Annotated in this window: 22 protein-coding genes and 2 tRNA genes; 7 read left to right on the forward strand and 17 right to left on the reverse strand. The window is 62.4% G+C overall.

The genetic code is table 11. The annotated features are described in order from the left end of the window. Positions 1–79 precede the first annotated feature (79 nt). From JP75_RS07235 to JP75_RS07245, 3 genes are all read left to right on the forward strand, one after another. Entirely contained in the window at positions 80–1447 is a 1368-nt protein-coding gene (locus JP75_RS07235) for a substrate-binding domain-containing protein (protein ID WP_152565757.1), read from the forward strand. Then, positions 1444–1998 carry a MarR family transcriptional regulator gene (locus tag JP75_RS07240; protein WP_035081077.1) on the forward strand — a complete coding sequence of 185 codons (555 nt, stop codon included), beginning with the start codon at positions 1444–1446 and terminating at the stop codon, positions 1996–1998. The genes JP75_RS07235 and JP75_RS07240 overlap by 4 nt, the downstream gene beginning before the upstream one ends. Before the next feature lie 77 nt (positions 1999–2075). Beyond that, positions 2076–2519: a PPC domain-containing DNA-binding protein gene (locus JP75_RS07245; protein ID WP_035081846.1), complete on the forward strand. Its 444-nt coding sequence runs from the start codon at positions 2076–2078 to the stop codon at positions 2517–2519. Between the two features lie 13 nt (positions 2520–2532). Here the strand turns inward: JP75_RS07245 and JP75_RS07250 are convergent, their stop codons facing one another. The 7 genes from JP75_RS07250 to JP75_RS07275 all read right to left on the reverse strand — a co-directional run bounded on the left by JP75_RS07250 (position 2533) and on the right by JP75_RS07275 (position 4866). Then, positions 2533–2739: a hypothetical protein gene (locus tag JP75_RS07250; protein ID WP_035081079.1), complete on the reverse strand. Its 207-nt coding sequence runs from the start codon at positions 2737–2739 to the stop codon at positions 2533–2535. A 93-nt stretch (positions 2740–2832) separates the two neighbouring features. After that, entirely contained in the window at positions 2833–3060 is a 228-nt protein-coding gene (locus JP75_RS07255; RefSeq protein ID WP_035081080.1) for a hypothetical protein, read from the reverse strand. 75 nt (positions 3061–3135) lie between these two features. Next, positions 3136–3375 carry a helix-turn-helix transcriptional regulator gene (locus JP75_RS07260; RefSeq protein ID WP_035081081.1) on the reverse strand — a complete coding sequence of 80 codons (240 nt, stop codon included), beginning with the start codon at positions 3373–3375 and terminating at the stop codon, positions 3136–3138. 2 nt (positions 3376–3377) lie between these two features. After that, positions 3378–3503: a hypothetical protein gene (locus tag JP75_RS27195; protein ID WP_280113987.1), complete on the reverse strand. Its 126-nt coding sequence runs from the start codon at positions 3501–3503 to the stop codon at positions 3378–3380. Positions 3504–3612: 109 nt separating this feature from the next. Next, the gene (locus JP75_RS07265) at positions 3613–4005 is read right to left on the reverse strand and encodes a hypothetical protein (RefSeq protein WP_035081083.1); all 393 of its coding nucleotides are present in this window, start codon (positions 4003–4005) and stop codon (positions 3613–3615) included. Further along, positions 4002–4757: a 23S rRNA (guanosine(2251)-2'-O)-methyltransferase RlmB gene (rlmB, locus tag JP75_RS07270; protein ID WP_035081086.1), complete on the reverse strand. Its 756-nt coding sequence runs from the start codon at positions 4755–4757 to the stop codon at positions 4002–4004. The genes JP75_RS07265 and rlmB overlap by 4 nt, the downstream gene beginning before the upstream one ends. 35 nt (positions 4758–4792) lie before the next feature. After that, positions 4793–4866: transfer RNA gene (locus JP75_RS07275), tRNA-Gly, on the reverse strand. Between the two features lie 200 nt (positions 4867–5066). Between JP75_RS07275 and JP75_RS07280 the strand changes: the two genes are divergently transcribed. Further along, a tRNA-Tyr gene (locus JP75_RS07280) sits at positions 5067–5151 on the forward strand. Positions 5152–5237: 86 nt separating this feature from the next. Here the strand turns inward: JP75_RS07280 and JP75_RS25775 are convergent. From JP75_RS25775 to JP75_RS07300, 3 genes are all read right to left on the reverse strand, one after another. Next, positions 5238–5837 carry an acyl-homoserine-lactone synthase gene (locus JP75_RS25775; RefSeq protein WP_160194654.1) on the reverse strand — a complete coding sequence of 200 codons (600 nt, stop codon included), beginning with the start codon at positions 5835–5837 and terminating at the stop codon, positions 5238–5240. A 111-nt stretch (positions 5838–5948) separates the two neighbouring features. Then, positions 5949–6341, reverse strand: a complete 393-nt coding sequence (locus JP75_RS07295; RefSeq protein WP_035081092.1) for a DoxX family protein — start codon at positions 6339–6341, stop codon at positions 5949–5951. Positions 6342–6426: 85 nt separating this feature from the next. Then, entirely contained in the window at positions 6427–7878 is a 1452-nt protein-coding gene (locus JP75_RS07300) for a xylulokinase (protein WP_201772913.1), read from the reverse strand. A 118-nt stretch (positions 7879–7996) separates the two neighbouring features. On the opposite strand from JP75_RS07300, the gene JP75_RS07305 reads away from it, so the two are divergent. The 3 genes from JP75_RS07305 to JP75_RS07315 are packed head-to-tail and all read left to right on the forward strand — an operon-like array spanning position 7997 to position 11457. Then, positions 7997–8929, forward strand: coding sequence for a substrate-binding domain-containing protein (locus JP75_RS07305; RefSeq protein ID WP_035081097.1), 933 nt, complete (start codon positions 7997–7999; stop codon positions 8927–8929). A gap of 42 nt (positions 8930–8971) precedes the next feature. Then, entirely contained in the window at positions 8972–10492 is a 1521-nt protein-coding gene (locus JP75_RS07310; protein ID WP_035081099.1) for a sugar ABC transporter ATP-binding protein, read from the forward strand. A 2-nt stretch (positions 10493–10494) separates the two neighbouring features. After that, positions 10495–11457 (forward strand): ABC transporter permease, encoded by a 963-nt coding sequence (locus tag JP75_RS07315; RefSeq protein WP_035081102.1) that lies wholly within the window; start codon positions 10495–10497, stop codon positions 11455–11457. On the opposite strand, the gene JP75_RS07320 is transcribed toward JP75_RS07315, so the two are convergent. From JP75_RS07320 to JP75_RS07350, 7 genes are all read right to left on the reverse strand, one after another. Then, entirely contained in the window at positions 11454–12242 is a 789-nt protein-coding gene (locus JP75_RS07320; protein WP_051960462.1) for a phosphodiester glycosidase family protein, read from the reverse strand. The two genes, JP75_RS07315 and JP75_RS07320, sit on opposite strands and share 4 nt — an antisense overlap. A 217-nt stretch (positions 12243–12459) precedes the next feature. Further along, positions 12460–13632, reverse strand: coding sequence for a tyrosine-type recombinase/integrase (locus tag JP75_RS07325; RefSeq protein ID WP_035081105.1), 1173 nt, complete (start codon positions 13630–13632; stop codon positions 12460–12462). Positions 13633–13848: 216 nt separating this feature from the next. Then, the gene (locus tag JP75_RS07330; protein ID WP_035081106.1) at positions 13849–14178 is read right to left on the reverse strand and encodes a hypothetical protein; all 330 of its coding nucleotides are present in this window, start codon (positions 14176–14178) and stop codon (positions 13849–13851) included. Further along, a complete protein-coding gene (locus JP75_RS07335; protein ID WP_051960463.1) occupies positions 14175–14780 on the reverse strand; it encodes a hypothetical protein in 606 nt (201 codons plus the stop codon). Before JP75_RS07335 ends, JP75_RS07330 begins: the two co-directional genes overlap by 4 nt. Beyond that, positions 14780–15361 (reverse strand): hypothetical protein, encoded by a 582-nt coding sequence (locus JP75_RS07340; RefSeq protein ID WP_035081108.1) that lies wholly within the window; start codon positions 15359–15361, stop codon positions 14780–14782. Before JP75_RS07340 ends, JP75_RS07335 begins: the two co-directional genes overlap by 1 nt. Then, positions 15361–15720, reverse strand: a complete 360-nt coding sequence (locus JP75_RS07345; RefSeq protein WP_035081111.1) for a hypothetical protein — start codon at positions 15718–15720, stop codon at positions 15361–15363. The genes JP75_RS07340 and JP75_RS07345 overlap by 1 nt, the downstream gene beginning before the upstream one ends. Then, the gene (locus tag JP75_RS07350) at positions 15717–16121 is read right to left on the reverse strand and encodes a hypothetical protein (RefSeq protein WP_035081113.1); all 405 of its coding nucleotides are present in this window, start codon (positions 16119–16121) and stop codon (positions 15717–15719) included. The genes JP75_RS07345 and JP75_RS07350 overlap by 4 nt, the downstream gene beginning before the upstream one ends. Positions 16122–16501 lie beyond the last annotated feature (380 nt).

Here is a 16501-nt window from a genome sequence, read left to right on the forward strand (position 1 = left end):
CCAAAATATGAGACATCGACGTTGACTCTCTTCTTCGCCGGTCCGACACTCCCTCTGCTCATGGTTCTGGGAGGAGCGGGTGGGCAGTCAGAAAAACGGCGTTGAAGCCGCCATGGATATTCTCGAGGCGCTGTCGCAATCCGGCGCGGGGTCGGGCTCGGCTCTTGCAAAGGGGCTGGGCATTCCGCGCGCCAGTTTCTTCCGCCTCACCCGGCAGCTCGAGCGGCATGGCCTCGTGCAATGCGGGCGCGGCACGGTCGAGCCCGGCACGCTGGCCTTGAACCTGCTCGAAGGCCACAAGGCCCGTTCCGAGGCCGAGGAATCCCGGCGCCGCATGGTGCTGGGCGAAATCGCGCCAGCCTTGCCCGGTGCTTTGCCGGCCGAGCCGCCGCCCCTGGCCCGCCCGGCCCGTATCGTTGCGCGGCGGCGCTTCCGCATCGGCTTTGCCAATGGCGACCTGACCAATGCCTGGCAGGTGGCGCTGGTCCACAGCGTCGAATTCGCCGCCTCGCGCCAGTTCGAGAGCCTTGAATCGGTGACGGTGATGAATGCGGGCGGCGACGCGGACCTGCAGAACGAGCAGATCCGCCAGATGATCGCCGATGGCGCCGATGGCATATTGGTGAGCGCGGTTTCCCCACGGAAGCTAGCGCCCCTGTCGGCCGATCTTCTCTCCCATGGCGTGCCGGTGGTGCTGGTCGAGCGCGGCGGCTTTGCCGACATGGCCTATACCAGTTTCGTCACCAGCAATAATTTCGCCATCGGCCAGACCACGGCCCAGTGGCTGGCCAATCGCATCAATCACCGCGGCATCGTGCTGATGCTCTGGGGCCATGCCGATGCCGAGGCGAGCCAAAGCCGCGACCGGGCCGCAAGAGAAGTTTTCGCGCGCTATCCCGACATCAGCGTGGTCACGGCCGAGCCCACCAGTTTCCAGCGCGACAATGCCTACGCGGCCACGCTCGCTTCGATCAATCGCTATGGCAGCGACATCGCCGGGGTCTGGTGCGATAGCGGTCTCAACAGCGCTGGATCCATCGCTGCCTTCATCGATGCCAAATTCGACGCCGGCAAGGTGCCGCCCCATACCGGGGTCGATATCAATCTCAGCTACAAGCTGGCAGTGGAGCGGCGCGTCTCGCTCGCTTCGGTAGACTACCCCCCGGCCATGGGCATGCGTGCCTTTTCCGTGCTGCTCGAAGCCCTGCGCGGCAATCCCGTGCCGCAATATCTCGATGTCTGGGGCAAGCTCGTCACCACGCGCGGCGTGGCTCGCCCGCCCGGCATTGCTGCCATTTCGGCCGAACAGCGCGTGCGCTGGGACATGCCGGACGATCTCGTCTTCGGCACCGGCCTCGGCCCCTCCTATAGCCCCGAGGCTTTTCGGGTCAATTATCCCGGCAATGTCCGCAATCGCTCGGCCGCTACCCTCGGGGCGGTGCGATGAGCACGAGCCAGGAAGCCGCCGGCATGGCCGTTCTCTGCCGCATTCTGGCGCAGCTTTCCGCGGGCGAGCCCATGTCGGTCTCGGACCTCATCAAGGCCGAAGACCTGCCGCGTTCGACAACCTTCGATGTCGTCAAGCGCATGGAAGAGCGCGGCTTCGTCGCGCGCGTCCCGGATGGGCGGCTGGCGCTGGGCCTGCGCGCCGGTGCCTTCGGCTATGCCTATTATGGTCTCGGGCGCCTCTTCAACACGGCCCAGGCCATGTTGCCCTGGCTGCGCGACGAAACCGGCGCCACTGTCGCGCTCGACGCCAATGATGGCGTGCATTTCGTCACCATCGGTCTCTGGGCGGCGCCATGGTATCGCTCGGACATGCCGGGTCACCGCCTCACGACCATCCCGATCTATCGCTCCCTCGGAAATCAGCCAGCCCGCCTGCGCTTATTGCAGGAGGCCCGCACCGAAGAAGGCGGGGTCGCAGAAGCCAGCCGGTTGGCCGAAGGCATAGCTCGTCGACTGGCCGAGGCACTGGTCGCCGAGACCGCCTCCTGAGCCTATCCTCCAAGCCGCCCCGAGGAACCAGACCGAACGCTCCTGCATTCACACCTTGATGTTTGGTGGAGGTCAGCGTGCGCTCGAAGATAATTCACGAAGCGAATGGCGAAAGGACTTTTGCCGTCATCCTTGAAACAGGCGACGAGGTGATGGCCTCGCTCAATGCCTTCGCAATCGAGAACAATCTCAACGCCGCCAACTTCAGGGCCATCGGCGCGCTCTCCCGAGCGACCCTCGCATTCTTCGATTGGGACCAGAAGGAATACCTGCCCATTCCCGTGCACGAACAGGTGGAAGTCGCCTCCCTGATTGGTGATATTGCCATGGGTCCGGATGGAAAGCCGGCTGTCCATGCTCACGCCGTACTCGGAAAATCGAGTGGAGCCGCCGTCGCCGGCCACCTGCAGGCCGCGACGGTGCGGCCGACACTCGAGATCATCCTGACCGAATCCCCCGGCCACCTGCGAAAACGCTTTGATCCCGCCAACGGCATCGCCCTTGTCGATCCGGGGCTTTGAGCCACTCAGCAGTTCACAGCGCCCGATAGAGCCTGACCATGTTCGTTTGCCCGTCCTGGCTCCAATAGACCCGGCAGATCAGCCGGTTGCGGTTCTGGCCGCCCCGCACGCCTTTCTCACCCAAAGCCTGCAGCGCCGCATCCTCTGGAGAGCGGGCATCCACCACACTTTCTGGTTCGATAGTCCCCGAGCGCAGGTCGATCACGCGGAACAGAGGCAAGGCTTCTCCTTCGGCTGCTGGCAAAAAGAAGCCCCAGCGGCGAGCTGGGGCACGATCAGACAATGGCAAAACGTGTTTGGCAAAACCCCGGTTTCATTGGGCCCAGGTGATCCGCTGCTTCTGTCTCCGCTTCATCTGCAACAATTGGCCCGTAATGAGGGCCTTTACCGTCTTTGCTGCCGGGACCGTGCCCAGCGGGCTGACGATCAGTTTTCCCTCGATCTGGGCATGGATGATGTCATTTTCGACAAAATACGCCGCTTTGTGCATCCGCCCGTCGAACTCGACCTCTACGTCGAAGACCTGAGATTGCATTTCCATCTGTGATCCTCCTGCATGCACCTTAGGCGCATGAGAGGGCACGGCGCATTTAACTTTGACGCGACCCGCGCAAGATCAGTTTTGCACCTTCTGGCTGCTCGGCGGGTTGGCTTCGAGGCGTTCAAGCGCCCATCCGACACGGTCGGCGACGTCCAGATCGAAGTCCTGATCGGGCGAAGTCAGCTCATAGGCCCGCAATTGCTCGGGGGTAATTCCCGCCGCTGCGGCAAAGGCTTCGGGATCCATGCCAAGGGGCAGCCGGCGGTTATGATCGCCTTTCGGCTCTCGCATGGTGGGTGGCACATGCTGGGTCATTTTCAGCTCCCCGCATTGCCCAGAACGACCAGCGTAAGCAGAAATGCTGCGCCGCCGACCCAGAGCGCAATCGCCAGCAGCGAAAAGCCCTCCATGAATTCCAGACCAGTCTTGTCGTGCTCGTACATCGCGTCCTCCTTCTCGTCTGAAAGGAGAACGCGGCAATTTCTAGCTGGTTGCTACTGAGCCCCAGCTTCGCCCGGCATCGCAGAGTCATCGCCAGCGCGACACGGCGAGCTAGTAGTCCTCGTCATCCTCGACATCGGTCAGGTAGACCGAAAACTCGATGTCGATGCCATGCTTGGCAATCGCTGCCGCCGCGTGAGCGGGCAGCCGCGCCGACATGGCTTCGCCTTCCTGCGGATAGTCGAAGGCCAGATCGAGCACGGCGCGACCCAGCCGGCGATCCGCCAGCATCGCTTCGATCACTGGCCCGGTGCGATCCGCCAGCTCCAGCATCGCGCGAATGGCATTTTCGACCGGCACATCGACTTGCCCGTAAAAGCTGCCTTCGGCATCTTCGGGCTCATAGCGCACCAAAAGCTGCTTGAGCGCCTTTTCGGCCTCGAACTGGGGCAGGGTGAGACCAGACAGCCTCAGGGCAATGGCGAAGGGCTCGAACGTACTCATCCCTGCCTACCAGCCGTGGCAGCAAACAGCGCAATGGCGGCGGCGTTGGACACGTTGAGCGACTTGATCGGCCCCGGCATGTCGAGACGGACCATTTCGTCGCAGAGTTCGCGCGTGCGCTGCCGCAAACCCTTGCCTTCGGCGCCAAGCACAACGGCCAATGGCCGGTCGTCCGTGCGGGGGCGCAGCGGGGCAGGGGCATCGGAATCAAAGCCGAGCACGGTCAGCCCGCGCTCCTTGAGCGTCTCGATCGCATCGCCCAGATTGCGCACCTCGATCATCGGCACGAGATCGAGCGCGCCGGAGGCGGCCTTGGCCATGACCCCCGTTTCCCGAGGCGAGTGGCGTGCCGTGGTGATGACGGCATCGGCGCCAAAGGCGCAGGCGGTGCGCAGGATCGCTCCGACATTATGCGGATCGGTCAACTGATCGAGCACCACGACCAGGCGCAACTGCTTGATATCGGCCAGCCCAAAGCGGCTCACCGGATCGACTTCCAGCGCTGCGCCCTGGTGCACGGCTTCGCCGCCAAGCAACCGGTCGAGTTCCTTCGGCGTCGTTTCCTTCACCGAAACCTTGCCGATATCGCCACTTTCCTTCAACCGATTGAGGGCATTGGGCGTGACCAGCAATTCCTTCTTCTGCCGCAGCGGATTGTCCAGCGCGGCGCGAACGGTGTGGATGCCGTAGAGATAGACCGGCCCGGTATCGGGGTCATATTTGGGCTTGGGCGGAAACTTGTTGCGGCTCATAAAAAGCACCTTTCCGCAACTGAATGAGGGGAAATTGGAGCGGGTAGCGGGAATCGAACCCGCGTATTCAGCTTGGAAGGCTGCTGCTCTACCATTGAGCTATACCCGCCCTTACGAGGCTAAAGCCGAAATTGGCTTATCCCGAACGCGGACAGCAAGGCAAGTGGGGCTTGGGGATAGCGCCAGTTTTTTCACCTATCACAAGATTTCTGCACAAGGGTGGCGGAAGGGTGTTGACACCTTTGCGACAGCCAACCATAAACCGCCCCGACGAAACGCCTAGCGCTTCGTTGTCTCACCCGAGAATGTGGAGGGGTGGGAGAGTGGTTAAATCCATCAGACTGTAAATCTGACCGCTTAGCGTACACTGGTTCGAATCCAGTCCCCTCCACCACCCGGCCCCGGCGGGCCGCCGCCCCCAAAGAACAGGTCTAGGTCGTTGGCCGCCCCAAGGTGGGCGTCACCATCGCTCCCCCTGCCTCATTGGCTCAAGATCGGGCCCGATACCTGGCCGATCCTTCGCGCACCCTCCAACGCAGATTCTGTCACATCGAAGTATGCGGGCAGCCAAGGTGCGCCATCGATGTCGATGGCGTCGCCATGGATATGAACTTTCCAGCCCATCAGGCGCCATAGGGCGAGCCATTTTCGGTCCTGGATACCGCCGACCTGCCGGTGGCCCATAAGCATCCAGTATTCCAGCACGGCAGCGCAGCACTGGGCCATGAGTATCTTGCTGCGCTCATCTCGACGATGCCTGACGATAAATCCTCGCGTCCATTCCGCTACATGAGGATCGCGAGGCATGGATTTACGGTTGCAGATTGTCGGAAAGACCTCGCTAAGCAGATGCGGAAGGTTGGTCTGTATCAATCGCGATCCAGCGACCACTTCTTCTCCATCGGTAACGACCAGATAGGCGGCTGCGCACGTGTCAAAAGCATCGCGCTCAAGACCATCTTCAGAGCGCGGAACCCAGCCGAGCTCCTCCGCATAGACAACATGCCGTGCGCGAAAAAGCGCATCGAGTTGCGGCAGGTGTTCGGGTTCATGCGGTCGAGTAATGAATCGAAATTGCATAGGCGTCCCCCAACGATAATTGGGGAACGATAACGTGACCGACCCATACGCGATATCGGGCAATCTCTCGATCACCACCATCGCGCGGCGGGCGCCCGCGGAGTCCCGCGTTCAGCGCCAGGCCAGGTTCCGCTGTCCATCGACGCTCCAGGCGCCGGGACCCGCAAATACCAGGTAGAGATAGATAAAGCAGAACAGGATCGCGCCTGTGCCCATGTTTTCGGCTGGAAAGAAGCCCATGGGAAAATGCCCGATCCAATAGCCCACTGCCATCATGCCCGAGAGGATGAAGGCCGCGGGGCGCGTGAGAAAGCCAACCGTCACCAGCGCCCCGCCGACAAGTTCCAGCACCCCTGCCGTAGTCGTCAGCGCATCGAGCGGCACGGGGAAGGGCACCGGGAAGTTGAAAAGCTTCTGCAGTCCAAAATGCACGAACAATAGGCCGGTCACGATCCGCAAAATGCCAAGTACGGCCGGCGCAAGACTGTTCAAACGATCGATCATTCTGGTTCTCCTCTCTTGTTGCTCTCAGGGGGCAAAGCCCTCGCTTACGCAACGAATGAGGGAGATCAGCTTCGACACGGCTGGTCTAAAACCGCGCGTTGAACGGTTTTAGCGTTTCATAAAGCGACTGGAACAACTCGAACCGTTCGGCATAAGGCCCTGCCAACCGCACATCCGGCTCAAAAGTCCGTTCGAACCGCACCAACTGTCGCACTGCCGGCGCGAGGGCTTCGAAGGCTCCGCTGCCCGCACCTGCAAGAATCGCGGCGCCGAGCGCCGCAGCGTCCGGCACCACGGTGCGCTTTAGCGTCATTCCCAGCACATCGGCCCTGATCTGGCACCAGACATCCGAACGCGAGCCGCCGCCACCGATATTGGCGACGTCAATTTTTGTCCCCGCCGACCGGCTCAACGCCTCGAAAGCCCAGCGCACCGAGAAGGCGACGCCTTCCATCACCGAACGCGAAATTTGTGCCGGTCCGGCATTGGCATCGAGCCGGGCAAAAGTGCCCCGCGAAGCGCTGTCCCAGATCGGCGCGCGCTCCCCTGCCAGATGCGGCAGGAATAGCGGCAGGCCCGCGCTCGGTTCGCAAGTTCCTGCCAGCGCGGAAAGCTCAGCGGGGCTGCGCCCCAAAAGCGTCGACAGCCAGGTCAGCGCCGCGCCACCCGACTGGGTTGGAGCCGCATGCATGCGAATACCCTCATAGGGCGGAAAGAGGATCACACCGGGCGTCGGCACGACCGCACTCGAGACCACACCTGGAATTTCGCTCGTTCCCGACTGATACATGGCATCGCCATCCGCAACCACGCCGCAGCCGAACATGCCCGCCCAGGCATCCATCGCCCCCACCGTCACCGGCAGTCCGGCAAAAGGCAGCCCCGCCCGAACACGGCCGGCAATGTGGTGGAATGGAAAGAGCGGGGGCAACCTCCCGGCGCTGCCCGGCAGCAGATCGAGTAGCTCGCTCACATAGGCGCCCGAAGCGCTCACGAGCCCAACAGCCGCGACCGGGTCGCTCGACACCGCGCCCGTCAGTTTCAGCGCCACGAAATCCTTGGGCAATAGCACATGCCGCGTCGCCGCCCAGTTTGCGGGCTCCGTCCGCGCCACAAAAGCCATGCGCGACAGGGCATGGCTGGCATCGATGGGCACCGGCCCGCCAAACCAGGCCGTCTTCTGCTCGACGGTCACCTGTTGATCGAGCTTTGCAGCGTCTCCCGCCGCCCGCGTATCCTGCCAGATGATCCCCGGACGCACCGCCTCGCCGCGCGCATCGACGAACACATGCGAATTGACTTGCGAAGTCAGCCCGATCCCGATCACCCGCCTGGGATCGACCGCCTGCGAAAACTGCGTGAGCGCGTCCAGCACGCCATTCATCCAGTCCTGCGGGTCCTGGTCAGCCATGCCGGGAGAGGTGCGAACCGTCGGATGCGGACGCACAAAACTTGCCAATTGCGCGCCCGTGCCATCGATCAGCGTCGCCTTGGTCGCCGTCGTCCCGACATCGATTCCGATCAGGCAAAAATCCACGCCCATTCTCCCCCAAATCCCGCTTGCTGTCCGGCAGGCGCCCCTTATAGTGCCTTGAAGCACAAGGAAAACAACCGTCGGCTATCCCCGCCGGCGGGGATAGCAGGAGGGCTGTTTCGTGTCGCTCAATAAATCTGCCCTGGCGTTTGCCGGCATTCTTCTCGCAACCACCGTTCTGGGCACCGGCGCCGCGCTGGCTCAGGCCAAGGTTGCCATCGTCACCCCCTACATGGCGCAGCCGGGCACTCAGTTCTACGTCGAAGCTTTTGAAGCCGTCGCCGCCGAGAACGATTGGGAAGTCAACGTCATCGACACCGCCGGCGACGTCGCCGCCGTCATCAGCCGCATCGAAGACCTCGTGGTCCAGAACGTCGATGCCATCGTCATCAATGTCGATCCGACCCAGGTGACCGCGGGCTTGCAATCCGCCAAGGATGCCGGCATTCCCGTCTTCGGCATGGATGCCGGTGCCGATCCGCTGCTGGTCACCAATGTCACCTCCAACGGCTATGCCATGGCCGCCGAAACTTCCACTTATGTCGCCGATCGCATCAAGGGCGAAGGCAATGTGGTGATGTTCGTCTTCGACGCTTTTCCGCCCGTGCAGGTGCGCGGCGTCGTCGCAGATGCCGTGTTCGGCAATTTCCCTGACATCAAGGTGCTCGACCGCGTGACGCCAGACGTCTCCGACGGCGGCATTGCCGATAGCCGCGCCAAGATGGAGGCCATCCTTGCCGCCAATCCCGAGCCGGGCAGCATCAAGGCTGTCTGGGCGGCCTGGGACCAGCCGGCCCTCGGCGCCCTGCAGGCCATTGAAGACGCTGGCCGCTCCGGCGAAGGCATCGTCATCACCGGCATCGACGCCAATCCCCAGGCCCGCGAAGCCATCGCTGCCGGTGGCAATTTCGAAGCCTCAGTCGCCCAGGATTTTGCCGGCATCGGTGCCACAACGGCCGAAGCTGTCGCCCGTGTCCTCGCTGGCGAAGAAATCCTCCAGTCGGTCACCTACGTGCCGACCAAGCTGGTGACTGCGGCAAACGCAGCAGAATAACTTGCCGTCTTGCCAGAAAATCCAATAGGGAAGGGGCCAACCATGGCCCCTTCTGTCCCTCTGCTGTCCGCCACCTCTGTCACCAAGGCGTATGCTGGTGTCCCGGCATTGTCCGGGGCCAGCCTCGTCGTTGCCCCAGGTGAAATTCACGCCCTGATGGGCGAGAACGGCGCGGGCAAATCGACGCTCATCAAGATTCTGGCCGGTGTTGTGGCCGCCGATACTGCCGAAATCACCGTTAACGGCGAACGCGTCAGCATCGACTCGACCAAAGCCGCATACCGTCTCGGCCTTCGCTTCATCCATCAGGAATTCAACGTCGTCCCGACCCTTTCGGTGGCCGAAAACATCTTCATGGGCCGCCGCTATCCGCGCCGCGCCGGTCTCCTCGTCGATTGGGCAGAGCTCAACCGAGAAGCCCAGCGTGCCCTCGATCGCCTCGGCATCGACCATATCGACCCCAGCCAAAATCTCGGCGCACTCAGCCTCGGCGACCAGATGCTCGTCCGCATCTCTGCCGCGCTCCTCGACGACGCCAAACTCTACGTCATGGACGAGCCAACTGCTGCACTTACCCGCGACGAAAGCGAACGCCTGTTCCGCGTCCTGCGCGAAATCCGCGCCTCCGGCAGCTCCGTCCTCTACGTTTCGCACCGTCTCGACGAGATCATGGCCCTTTGCGACAAGGCGACGGTCCTGCGCGATGGTCGCTCCATCGACAGCGGCGCCCTGACCAATATCACTCACGATGACCTCGTCGCGCTGATGATCGGACGCAAGGTCGAAGAGGCCTACCCCAAGGCCACGGCGAAACCACGCGAAACCACCGTCTTTGCCGCCTCCCGCCTCGCAACCGTCGGCCTCAATCCAGTCAGCTTCTCGTTACGCGAAGGCGAAGTTCTGGGCATTGCCGGCCTCTCCGGCTCGGGCCAAGCCGAACTCATCCGGTCCATCTTCGGCGACGCCAAAGTGACTGCCGGCACCATGACGCTCTCCGGCGCGCCATACACACCATCAACCCCCGCCGCCGCCTGGCAGAGCAGGGTGGCCTACGTCCCCCGCGAGCGCCGCGCCGAAGGCCTCGTCATGCGCAGGCCGATCTTTGAAAACATCACGCTGGCCCATTTGAAGCGGCAGAGCCGCGCCGGCACCTGGCTCACGCCCAACCGAGAAAAACGCTTCGCCGCCGAACTCGGCGCCAATATGCGCCTCAAGGCTGTCGGCCCCGCGCAAGACGTGCTCGAACTCAGCGGCGGCAATCAGCAGAAGGTCGTTTTCGCCAAGGCAGTTGCCGGCAATCCGCGCCTGCTCCTCCTCGAAGAACCCACCCGCGGCGTCGACGTTGGCGCCAAGTACGACATCTATTCCATTGTCCGCGAGCTCACCGCCAAGGGCGCCGCCGTCATCCTGGTCTCCTCCGATCTCCCCGAGTTGATCGGCATCAGCGACCGCATCGCGGTCATGCGCCAGGGCGAAATCACCACCATTGTCGACGCTGCGGGTCTGCGCGAAGACGATCTCATCAATCTCTGTTACGGCCGGGCTACCGGCATGGTTGCCTGAACATGCAGCTCTTCGTCAGACGCTACGGCACGCTGATCGGCTTCGTCGCCATTCTGGTCTTCTTCTCCGCCGTGCTGCCCGGAACATTCCCGACGGCCCGCAACTGGCTCAACATCACCCAGCAGGTCTCCATGCTGATGGTGGTTGCCGCGGGCATGACCATCGTCATGGTCATGGGCGATTTTGATCTCTCGGTCGGCTCAGCCGCCAGCCTTGCCGGCATCGTCGCCGCCCTGATGATGGCCGCCGGTCAACCCATCTGGGCCGCAGTCGCCGTCGCGCTCCTCGTCGGCCTCCTGGGCGGCGCCTTCAATGGCGCCATGGTCAGCCTCGTCGGCATTTTGCCTTTCATAGCCACGCTCGCGACCATGACCATGTTTTCCGGCCTCGCCTTCGTCGTCAGCGGCGGCAAGACCATTTCCGGCCGCGCCATCCCCGAAGATTTCGGCAATTTCGCCCGCGGCGGCATCCCACTCGGCGAATGGGGCGGGGTAGCCATCAGCCTGCCCAACCTCTCCATCATCGCCATAGTCGTCGTTCTGGCCGTCTGGGTTCTCCTCGAACAGACCACCTACGGCCGCCGCCTCTATGCCATCGGCGGCAATATGGAAGCGGCCCATCTTAGCGGTATCGCCGTAAAGCGCCTGCGCCTCATCGCCTTCTCGCTCACCGGCCTCGCCGCCGCGGCGGGCGGTCTGATGTATGCCAGCCGCGTTGCCTCGGCCAATCCGGTGCAGGGCAGCGGCCTCATGCTCAACGCCATAGCCGCCGTCTTCCTCGGCACAACCATGAGCCGCCATGGCGAACCGCGCATCCTCGCAACTGTCGTCGGCGTCATTGTCCTAGGCGTCCTCGACAATGGCCTGACGCAGATGAGCGTCGACAGCTATGTCCGCCAGGTCCTTGTCGGCGCACTGATCCTGCTCGCCGTCGCGGCAAGCTCCGTCACACAGGGCCGGCGCTAATCGGCAATCCCGAACATCGGCCCATAGCCGCCATGCCAGGAAAAGTCATTGCGCCGTAGCTCGGGCGAATAAAGGCCCACGCCGCGCCCACCATCAAGGAATAGAGCGTTGGCGCAGCCAAGCTGGTCCCGGAACAGTCGCGCAAACTCATGAAAATTCACGCGCCCATCGCTGACTGCAAAGCGCACCACGCCATTCTCGCAAACGCCCACGCCACTGCGCGCAGTCTTGTCGGTCGAATTGGGGATCAGCATGGGATGCAATGCCCCATCGATCACCAGCATCGGCCCTGACTGGGTGGCAATCCGCGGCTCCAAGTCCGCCGCGACAAACTCCTCTGTCGTCAGGATGCCGGCTTTGCCGTCCTGGCCGACATAGAAAACGCCATTGGGCTTCTTCAGAAAGTTCGGCACCGGCTGAGAGCCCGCAGTCGCCTCCGCGGTACTGATCCCAACCCTCTCGCTGCCCTCTTCGACATAAAGCCCCAGCGGCCTGAAATTCGTATCGTACATGCCGGCATTCATGGCGAAGCGCAGCTCTTCGCCACCCGACTTCAACGCCTCCGAGAGAGCGGAAAATGACCGATAGGGCCCATCCTCGCCATCCCAGAACAAGCGAATATCCCCGGCATCGCCGACTTCACAAACAGTGTAGCGCGCGCCCTCGAACTCCTCCTTCGCGCAACTTGGCGCGGCGGCGAGGGCAGGGGTGACGGGAAGGATGACAAAGGCGCCGAAGAGCAGCGAAACGGCTGCGGTTCGGAGCGAAGCAGAGGAAATAAACATACCGGGATTGTCGCCGCCCGGCGCCCAACGCACAAGTGCGACGCATTTTCGCGGGCGCGCCAACAAACGACGAAAACCGCCAGACGGCGGTCAAAGGAATAAAAATGTCGGAAAATTATTGCCTGGCAGGGGCTGGGGGACTCGAACCCACGACCCTCGGTTTTGGAGGAGTAGGGCAAATCCCGGTTTTGTTGGGGTCTGCCAAAATCCGGAGCGTCTAACCTTGCCCGTTTTCGGCGGAACGAACCGGGAAGGTGTCTAACCCGACAACAGTGCTTTGGCCAGCATTTCGATAGGCCATTTGCACGGCGTCGGTCATATCCTTGAGCATGCCGCGGCGCTTCGCCCGGCGCTGATAATGCTCGGTCATGGTCTCGCTGCCATGGCCCAGAAGGTGCTTCACCTGCTGCGGCTCATATCCGCATTCAGCGAGAACAGTTGCCACGCCATGCCGCGCGCCATGGAACGTGATGCCGGGGGCGACCTTCTTGGCCTCCTCAACTTCGTCGCGCCATTTCCCCCATGAAGTCCTGAACCCATCCGAGGTCCATGCCTTGCCCCGTGTGTTGACGAACATCGTCATCACCAGGTCTTGGATATCCTCGCGAGAGTTCTTCGCGGCCGCCTTCCGGCGCCGCTCCTCCCATAGCGCCTCCCGCCATGCGTTGTAGCGCTTCAGGATTGCCCAGAGATCGTCACAGACGGGCAATTCGAGCGCCCGGCGGGTCTTGCTCGTCGTGAGGCTCAAAAGCCGCTCAGTGATCGCGCCCTTTGACATTTTGATGATGTCGCCCTCGCGCAATCCCAGATAGGCGGCCATTGCTATTGGTGCTGCCAGATGGATAGGCGCGGCAAGAATGGTGACGGCTTCCTCTGGCATCCACGGACGGTTCGCATCGGGTAGGTCCGTAGGTCTTGCGACGGAAGAGATGTCGGAAACCGGATTGCTCTGACAGTGCCCATACTCCACGCCGTAGGCGAAAACTTTGCTGAGCGTGATCAGTAGCTGATTGGCATGCTTGAAACCGCTTAGCTCGCTCGCAATGTCTCGCAACTCCGTAATCACCTTAGGCTTGAAGCGATCAAGCATGTGGTTTTGCACGTCACCTAGCGAGTCGAATATCCGCTGATAGTCCTTCTGGGTTCTCTCCCTCAGGCCTTTCCAATGGGCCGACTTCTCCTGGTATTCTGCGATCAGGACGCGCAGCGTGCCGGCGCGCATGGCGTGGGGCTTGTAGAGGGCATCGAGGCGGGCGACTTCGGCGGCCAACTGCGCACCGGTCAGGCTGGGATCAATAGCCACCTGCGGACAGCCCTTGCGACGGTAGTAGCGCCTGAGCTTACCGTGCCGGTCGGTGTATTGCTTTATGCCCACGATCTTTACCAGCACGGAAGGCGGCTCCGATGATGTCACTGTCATCAGATGCCGGTGATTGGGTCATCGTGTCCAGCCATTCGTCGAGGCGGACGCGATCATAGCGGACGCAGTTGCCATAATTCACAGGCTGGACGTGCGGTCGCGCGGCGGATTCGAAGCGGGCTGTCGATGTGAAGCCGCAGTAGCTCGCGGCCTCATCTTTGCTCAACATTCGCTTGGGCGGTGCGCTTAATCGCATTTATTCGCCTCCCCCAAGCAATCGCCAGAGAGCAGTGCGGATGGCTCAAGAGAGCCAACCAGTATCCGCCTGCGGTAAAGCTGGGCCAGCGCATTTGCAGCCGTCCCTTCCTGGTCCTCGGCGAGCGACACCGGGTATTTGTCGCCCAGCACCAACAGAAGTTCTTCCGCCTGGTTGCGGCGCGGGAGCAGCGTCACGAACTCGGGGACCACGCGCTCATCGAGCAGGACCACCTGAACGTGCTCGTCCTGCAGGATGCTGAGACAACTGTTCTGGTCGATCCGGACGAGCACTGCTGGCACCATCGGAGCGGCACTCATAGCTTGCCACCCAGTTCTTCGTACCGCTGAAGGAAAGCCTCTGCTGCAACATCAGGCGCCCATGGGATGATCTTGAACGAATAGGGCTGCGCGCCTCTAGACCATTCCCATTCTTCACCACCCCATCGCATCAGATCGCGCCGCTCAGTTGCGAGCATGCGAAGATCCATCAGCTTGATTGCGTCTGGGTCTGCGATAGCAACACCGAAGCGTGCTGCATTCGCAGCCTCGCAGCGCTTCTCGACAGTCTTATACTCAGGGCAAAGCGACTTCAGGGGGCCCGTCATGTCGCCACACACCGGTTCGCCAAGCTCATGCATCAGGAAGTCGTGTGCCAGATCAAGACGGTCATCGTCTTCCGCCTGATAGCTCCCACGAACGCAGTGTTCGGCCACGCTATAGAAGACGCGTCGCTGAAGGATCGGGCTCCAACATTGGCCTGCAAAGCGACAAGCATAGGCAAGGCCGTAGGCTACATCCTCAATAGTAATCTCGGACGTCTCGGGAGCCTCGAAATCGTAATAGGTGCCGGATCCGAGCAAGATCGTCGGTCCTTTGATCCTACGAATGGACGTCTGCTTCATCTCGTCGATCGTTGCCATCAGCTTCTCCCAACTTCGGCGAGCGCTTCGTCGCGAGCACGGTTCAGCGCGGCCATCAGTTCATTGCTCCCGCCGCGGTCAGGGTGCGCTGTCTTCGCCTTGTCGCGGAAATGCGATTCCACCAGGTTGGATGTCGGCTTGTCGTTGGGGCCGAAGCCAAGCTCTTCGCGCCACGTCCGCGTGGTGCTTGGCGACGGGAGTGCGGCGAACCCCGTGAAGGTTGCCCGCACCAGCGCCAGCGTGCCGTGGCGCAGTTCGGTGCGCCGAGCCTCGATGATGTGGTGGATGGCCTGCAGGTTGGCCTCCACCTTCGAGTAGCGATCCACGGGAATGCAGACCGACAGGCCATCCCAGGTGAACCAGACCGACACGCCCGGATCCTGCGGGTTGTTGATGCCCAGCGTCACGTTGCTGCTGATGACGATGTCGCCCAGCGGCTTTCCGCTGTCGGCAGCAAACCGGCGCAGGCTGTCCTGCACGTTCTTGATGGCACCGGCGAGGGTGGTCTTAAACTGGCCGGCCTGGCGGGCGGCCTTGTACCGAGGCATGGTTTCGGGCCAGGCGAGGGGGTATGGGGTCATCACAGGCTCCGTATCTTCGAACGCTCGAATGCGTCGCTATCGGCATGGTCTTGGGATGCGCGGTATTCGCGGATCAGGTCATCGCGGATGTGGCCTAGGACGAACCCGGTAAAGGGCCGCAGGAACTCGTCCGGATCGTCGCCGTCGCCATACCCAAGGTCGCCGGCCCACTCATTGGCGAAGTCGGTGGTGATGTCCTTGGCGTCCTGCTCTTCGGCGAAAACCCGGTAAACCTGAAAGCTCTCACCGTGCTCCTCGAGGATGTCGGCAAGGAAGTCGCGGGCATCGACGACCTCGTAGGCGAAACGGACTGGCGCCCCCTCGAAGAGGATAACCAGCACTTCAATCGGAAGCGTCATGCGGCCCTCCTGCTGATTTGACGTGCGTTGCGAATGATTTGGGTGCCGGCGCTTGTGTCGCCGGAAACCGCGTAGAGCAGGGCCGCAATCAAGATCGGATCGATCCCGACTGCCTCCCAATATTGGCGCTCGTTCATGCTGTGCTGCCGGCGGTGCTGGTCCGCTGCCAGCGGCACCGTCCAGCAGTCCGAGGGCTTCAGCCCCGTGCCGGCCGATCGCTTGCCATACCGGTCGTCGGCATAGCGGATGTGGGCGACCTGCACTGGCTCGTGGCCGGGCACGACGGACGGCAGTTCATGCAGCCAAGCCATGTGCTGCTTATCGTGCCGCCTGGGTTGCTTCTGGCGCAGCCCGTCCAGCGAGAAGGCGGTGTCCGGACGGTTGACACGGGAAGCAGTCATAGCCCCACACTCCGCTCGATCGCCGCTCGCTTAAGGCGCTTCCATAGGCGCCACTGAGCAGCGTCGGCTCGCCGCGCCGTTTCGTGGACGGTCGTCCATGCCTCAACCATGGCAACAGTCGCCAGTATCGATTCCGCGCGGCGCAGGCGGCGTCTAGCGCGGTTGCGGGCGGCCTTCATCCATCGCGGGACCAGCTTCCAATGGTCAGCGCAGATCCATTCGATGTACGGACCGAGGACGTCACCTTTGCGATCGCCACGGGTCCGCGTGCAGCCTGGCACGCTGCAGTTCAAGCGCTGCTTCATCTGAACGTCACCCGGCCGCGAACCGACCATAGGAAGGTGTTGCTCCGGCCATAGGTCCACCGGAGGAAGAAGGGA

It is taken from the genome of Devosia riboflavina, assembly GCF_000743575.1.
Classification (GTDB): Bacteria; Pseudomonadota; Alphaproteobacteria; order Rhizobiales; family Devosiaceae; genus Devosia; species Devosia riboflavina.

Excerpts from the sequence above, each read along its gene's own strand:
- JP75_RS07260 (WP_035081081.1), bottom strand. The coding sequence starts at position 3,375 with ATGACCCAGCATGTGCCACCCACCATGCGAGAGCCGAAAGGCGATCAT.
- JP75_RS07255 (WP_035081080.1), bottom strand. The coding sequence starts at position 3,060 with ATGGAAATGCAATCTCAGGTCTTCGACGTAGAGGTCGAGTTCGACGGG.
- JP75_RS07350 (WP_035081113.1), bottom strand. The coding sequence starts at position 16,121 with ATGACTGCTTCCCGTGTCAACCGTCCGGACACCGCCTTCTCGCTGGAC.
- JP75_RS07320 (WP_051960462.1), bottom strand. The coding sequence starts at position 12,242 with ATGTTTATTTCCTCTGCTTCGCTCCGAACCGCAGCCGTTTCGCTGCTC.
- JP75_RS07315 (WP_035081102.1), top strand. The coding sequence starts at position 10,495 with ATGCAGCTCTTCGTCAGACGCTACGGCACGCTGATCGGCTTCGTCGCC.
- JP75_RS07310 (WP_035081099.1), top strand. The coding sequence starts at position 8,972 with ATGGCCCCTTCTGTCCCTCTGCTGTCCGCCACCTCTGTCACCAAGGCG.
- rlmB (WP_035081086.1), bottom strand. The coding sequence starts at position 4,757 with ATGAGCCGCAACAAGTTTCCGCCCAAGCCCAAATATGACCCCGATACC.
- JP75_RS07295 (WP_035081092.1), bottom strand. The coding sequence starts at position 6,341 with ATGATCGATCGTTTGAACAGTCTTGCGCCGGCCGTACTTGGCATTTTG.
- JP75_RS07265 (WP_035081083.1), bottom strand. The coding sequence starts at position 4,005 with ATGAGTACGTTCGAGCCCTTCGCCATTGCCCTGAGGCTGTCTGGTCTC.
- JP75_RS07345 (WP_035081111.1), bottom strand. The coding sequence starts at position 15,720 with ATGACGCTTCCGATTGAAGTGCTGGTTATCCTCTTCGAGGGGGCGCCA.
- JP75_RS27195 (WP_280113987.1), bottom strand. The coding sequence starts at position 3,503 with ATGTACGAGCACGACAAGACTGGTCTGGAATTCATGGAGGGCTTTTCG.
- JP75_RS07330 (WP_035081106.1), bottom strand. The coding sequence starts at position 14,178 with ATGAGTGCCGCTCCGATGGTGCCAGCAGTGCTCGTCCGGATCGACCAG.
- JP75_RS07240 (WP_035081077.1), top strand. The coding sequence starts at position 1,444 with ATGAGCACGAGCCAGGAAGCCGCCGGCATGGCCGTTCTCTGCCGCATT.
- JP75_RS07335 (WP_051960463.1), bottom strand. The coding sequence starts at position 14,780 with ATGGCAACGATCGACGAGATGAAGCAGACGTCCATTCGTAGGATCAAA.
- JP75_RS07340 (WP_035081108.1), bottom strand. The coding sequence starts at position 15,361 with ATGACCCCATACCCCCTCGCCTGGCCCGAAACCATGCCTCGGTACAAG.
- JP75_RS25775 (WP_160194654.1), bottom strand. The coding sequence starts at position 5,837 with ATGCAATTTCGATTCATTACTCGACCGCATGAACCCGAACACCTGCCG.